The 4,070-nt window shown below is 67.4% G+C and carries 7 protein-coding genes and 1 pseudogene; 5 read left to right on the top strand and 3 right to left on the bottom strand.

The features are described from left to right. A pseudogene (locus I53_RS11750) lies at window positions 1-402 on the bottom strand (transposase); the annotation flags it as partial. Window positions 403-417: 15 nt separating this feature from the next. Further along, window positions 418-1,128 (bottom strand): hypothetical protein, encoded by a 711-nt coding sequence (locus I53_RS11745; RefSeq protein WP_251982303.1) that lies wholly within the window; start codon window positions 1,126-1,128, stop codon window positions 418-420. Window positions 1,129-1,516: 388 nt separating this feature from the next. On the opposite strand from I53_RS11745, the gene I53_RS11740 reads away from it, so the two are divergent. From I53_RS11740 to I53_RS33895, 5 genes are all read left to right on the top strand, one after another. Further along, window positions 1,517-1,780 carry a hypothetical protein gene (locus I53_RS11740; RefSeq protein ID WP_043350827.1) on the top strand — a complete coding sequence of 88 codons (264 nt, stop codon included), beginning with the start codon at window positions 1,517-1,519 and terminating at the stop codon, window positions 1,778-1,780. 12 nt (window positions 1,781-1,792) lie between these two features. Then, a complete protein-coding gene (locus tag I53_RS11735) occupies window positions 1,793-2,272 on the top strand; it encodes a head-tail connector protein (protein WP_043350824.1) in 480 nt (159 codons plus the stop codon). Next, a complete protein-coding gene (locus I53_RS11730; protein ID WP_306307434.1) occupies window positions 2,263-2,613 on the top strand; it encodes a head-tail adaptor protein in 351 nt (116 codons plus the stop codon). The genes I53_RS11735 and I53_RS11730 overlap by 10 nt, the downstream gene beginning before the upstream one ends. After that, a complete protein-coding gene (locus I53_RS11725; RefSeq protein ID WP_148291124.1) occupies window positions 2,613-3,392 on the top strand; it encodes a hypothetical protein in 780 nt (259 codons plus the stop codon). The genes I53_RS11730 and I53_RS11725 overlap by 1 nt, the downstream gene beginning before the upstream one ends. A 203-nt stretch (window positions 3,393-3,595) precedes the next feature. Further along, a complete protein-coding gene (locus tag I53_RS33895; RefSeq protein WP_158713338.1) occupies window positions 3,596-3,751 on the top strand; it encodes a hypothetical protein in 156 nt (51 codons plus the stop codon). 103 nt (window positions 3,752-3,854) lie between these two features. Here I53_RS33895 and I53_RS34545 read toward each other — a convergent pair. Beyond that, a partial coding sequence (locus tag I53_RS34545; RefSeq protein WP_210161575.1) for a hypothetical protein occupies window positions 3,855-4,070 on the bottom strand: 216 nt, incomplete at its 5' end.

Genomic DNA, 4,070 nt, shown 5'->3' with positions numbered 1-4,070 from the left:
TCTCCAGCTTCTCAGAGGCCGGGTACCTCATGCCTCGTCGCCCCCAGCCCCGGTCAGACTTTTTTTCAGCAGGCGGTTTTCCAGGACGAGATCGGCTACGACCTCCTTCAGCGCACCCGCCTCGCGACGCAGGTCCTGGACCTCGTCGGCGGTCGCGGCACGGGCCGTGTCGCCGGCCAGCCGCTTCTTGCCGGCTTCCAGGAACTCCTTGGACCAGCCATAGTACATCGAGCTGGCGATGCCTTCGCGCCGGCACAGCTCGGCGATGCTGTCCTCACCGCGCAGCCCTTCCAGCACGATGCGGATCTTCTCCTCGGCCGAGAACTGCCGGCGCGTGGCGCGGCGGATGTCCTTGATCACGGCTTCTGCCGGCTGCCGCGCCGGCCCGGACGTCTGTTTCATCTTCGCTCCTGGGGGCTACGATGAACCAGCCATCCTCCGTTCGTGAAGACCCTCAATTTGTCTCAGGAGTGCTGACGGCGGACAGTCGGTCGGTGCGATCTGCCGGTACAGTCGTTCGAAATAGCCGAGCTCGATCGCGCCGAGCACGAGGCCGAGGAACGTTCCGTCGGGTGCCGTGACCTTCCGGGCGATGTAGATCGTCCAAGCGCCGTCGCCGCGGTTCTGCACCGGTTCGCTGATGAAGCGTTGCAGCTTCGGGTCCGCAGCGAGTGCCTTGAAGTAATCCCGATCTGCGATGTTGACGTTCGGGATTGGCCAGAAGCGGCTGAAGTTCAGGAGCTGGCCGGCGTGATCGATGATCGTGACCGCGTTGACCTGTGGCAATGCCGCGACGCGCGCTTTGAGTGCCTCATGTAAGTCGCGCCGGCTCGCCGCCGCCGCGTACTCCGCGGGAGTCGAGACCTTTGCGCCGGCCATATCCTCGATGATGGCTTCTTGAACGATCTCGAGGGCCTGGAGCGAGCGATCGGCCTGATCAGCGAGGATCGTGGAGAGTCCGATGAGGTTGCGTTCGGTATCCTGCAGCGCCTGACCGTACATGTCGGCGATGAAGACGATCGCGCCTGACACAATCGCAAAGGCCAGAACGACCAGTGACGTAACGAGAGCGGCATACGATCGAACAGGCGATCCGAACATCAATGGAACCCTGGCACTGATGTTCAACTTTATTCAGACTGGAAGCAAAAGGCGGAAACGTCGATCGAGGCGGTTAGTCCATGGCACGCGCGGCTCGCAGCCCTCGGCGGTCGTTCAGGGTCCTGCCGTCGCGCGTGTCGGGCTTGGCGGACCTATCCGGGTCGGGACATGGAGCATGGTGATCGTTCAGGACCGGCGACCGGCGAGGCCTCTCCGCTGACGCCTGGCGCACCTCTGGACAATGCGATCGCACACAACCGACTAAGACATCGTTGCCAGGGCGAGACGCTTGCTTTTGGGACCTGCCGAAGGCGGCCCGGGCGACCGTCACGCGGCGCGGGCAGACCTGCACGTCAAGCAGCCAACCTCAGAATCTGACCACGCACACTCTGACCACGCACACCGGGAGACTCCCATGTCCGACTGCGTCGCGATGACGGTCAACACTGAGTTCCACAATCCGCGGATCCGGAACGCTAAGAACGGGCTCGTCGAGGCCGGCGATACGTTCGAGACCGACCTCGCTCACGCCCAGGACTTGGAGCGCCTCGGCCACGCAGTCCCGCTGGCGGGTCCCATGCTCGGGATCGCGCCCGCGCCCCTGGAGCCGCACCACCAGGTCTCGGAATCCGCCCTGCGCGCCGACCGGGCGCGCCGCCGCGCGGCCGAACCGGCCTGACCGAACCGGCCGATGCCCGTCACCGTGGTCACGCCGCCCGCGCCGATCGTCGCCCTCGACGACGCGAAGGCGCATCTGCGAGCCGATCACGCCGACGAGGACGCCCTGATCGGCGCCCTCGTGGAGACCGCCACGGCCTGGCTCGACGGCCCGGATGGCTGGCTCGGCCGGGCGCTGGGCGAGCAGGTTCTCGAGACCACTTTCCCGGCCGACCTTGAGCCGGATGACTGGGTTTACCCATACCCGCCCGCCACCGGCCTTGTGGACGAGACGCCGGACCCGGAATCCAACACCGTCACGGTGCGCTACCGGGCCGGCTATCCGCTGGTGGACGGGCGCAGCACCGTCCCGGCGCCGATCCGGCACGCGATCCTGCTGATGGTCGGGCATCTCTACGGCAGCCGCGACGGCGTCACGACCACGGCCGCGCAGCCGGCCGTCCTGCCGCTGGGCGTCGAGGCGCTGCTCGCGCTCTACCGGGTCTGGGGCTGATAGATCCGGGCCGCTTCGACCGGCGCGCCGTCGTCATGCGCCGCGCGGTCGTCACGGACGCCGACGGCGATGTGGTCGGCGCCGGCGACTGCGAGCCCGTGATGATCCTCTGGGCGAGTTACCGGCCGCAGGGCGCCCGGGAAGCGGCGCAGGGCGGTCGGGCGCAGAATGTCGAGACCGGCACCCTGACGATCTGCGACAGCGCCCAGGCCCGACCGTCACGACCCGGGGACCGCATCGCGCTGCAGGGCCGGGATTTCGGCATCGCCGGCATCGACCTGCCGGACCGGCGCAGCGGCACGATCCAGCTCGCCATCGCCACGGACCTCGCAGACGCGTGATGCCGGGACTCGCTGCGGCGTACGACTATGTCGACCAGGGACAGCCCGCCCTCGGACTGACTAAAGCGGCCCGCGGCTTCGCCCGCATCCCGGGCGCTGTCGAGCACGAACCCGGCCGCGCTCTCCCGCCGGACCTCACGGCCGAGCCCGTCCCGGGTGAAGCCGAGCGGCGCGTGCTCGGCCAGGCCAAGCTCGGCGGCGTGATCTTCGCGCTGGAGACGCTGAAGTTCAACGACACCAACACGGTCCTGTACCGCGGCGCCGTGCATTGCGTCGGGCCGGTGCAGATCCTGCAATACTGGTTCGGCGACGTGAAGACCGGCCTCGGGGCCGGCTCCGGTGGCTTCGTCCCGGACAGCGTCTACCAAGGCAAGGTCGTGATCGAGGGCCATGCCGGCACGGAGGACCAGCCGGCCTCGGCCGCCCTGCTGAAGCTGCCGTACTGGACCGACGCCATATGGCTCAAGGGGCTGTGCTTCAGCGTCGTCGTGGCCACCGGCCGGCAGATGGATGCGCTCGGGGGCAAGCGCGACCGGATGGACGAGAAGCTGGAGGGCGTGGCCTACCGGCGGGACATCGAGCACTTCGTGGCGCGCGACGAGATCGAGCGGCGGATCGACAAGGCGGTCGACGGGGCGAAGGCCGAGGCCGCCAAGGGGCTGGCCGAGGTCGCCTTGCCGGTGCGGGATCTGCGCAAGATCGGCTGGAGGCTGGCCTCGCCGGCGCTGCTGGCCTTCGGGGGGATCGTGCTGGCGAAGGTCGGGCCGGCGGGGCGGTGAGCCCGATCGGGGACCGGAACCGCGCCGCCATCCCCGCGCAGACCGGGGCTCGACATGCCCTGACTCGACATGCCCTGAAAAGACCACCGTGAACCGTCCGGCTCCGGCCGCGGCGGTTTTTTCGTGGACTCAAGCGCAGCCGTCGGAACGACCCTCTGTCAGATCCCATTGTCCCCATACATGCCTTTTCAGAGGGCCATGACATGCTGAAGGTCACTTACATCGACTTCCACGAGAAACCGGGCAGCCCCGTTCACAGCGGCTGGTACATTACCGACGAGAACGGAGCGATGATCGGCGGGGCGCATCGCTACGCGGATCAAATCAGCGGACTGCGGGCCCTGCTGGCGCTCAGCTGATTTCACCCCTCGGGAGATCTCGGCCCGCCCGGTTCGCCGGCGCGGGCCTTTTTTGTTTCGTCTGGCCCGCGGCTTGCGATGGCCCAGCACTCCTCCCAGAGATTCACTCAGCCCCGCCGGCACCGCCGCGCGGGGCTTTTTCATCTCCGGTTGGCTCGTGCTCGGGAGCGCTCGAACACAACCACAGGTCGGGAAATCGACCCGACAGATCAGCCGGGCTCACGTTCAGACGGATAAGAAAATTCTGGATTTTCCGAGTCCAGAGACGCCGCGTGAGCCAGGCTCGCAAAAAATTTTCGAACCTTGTAGGGTGCGCGAT

Source organism: Methylobacterium sp. B1, assembly GCF_000333255.1.
GTDB classification, from domain to species: Bacteria; Pseudomonadota; Alphaproteobacteria; order Rhizobiales; family Beijerinckiaceae; genus Methylobacterium; species Methylobacterium fujisawaense.
The sequence above is the reverse complement of the archived record's forward strand: the minus strand, read 5'-3'. Positions and strand labels throughout refer to the sequence as shown.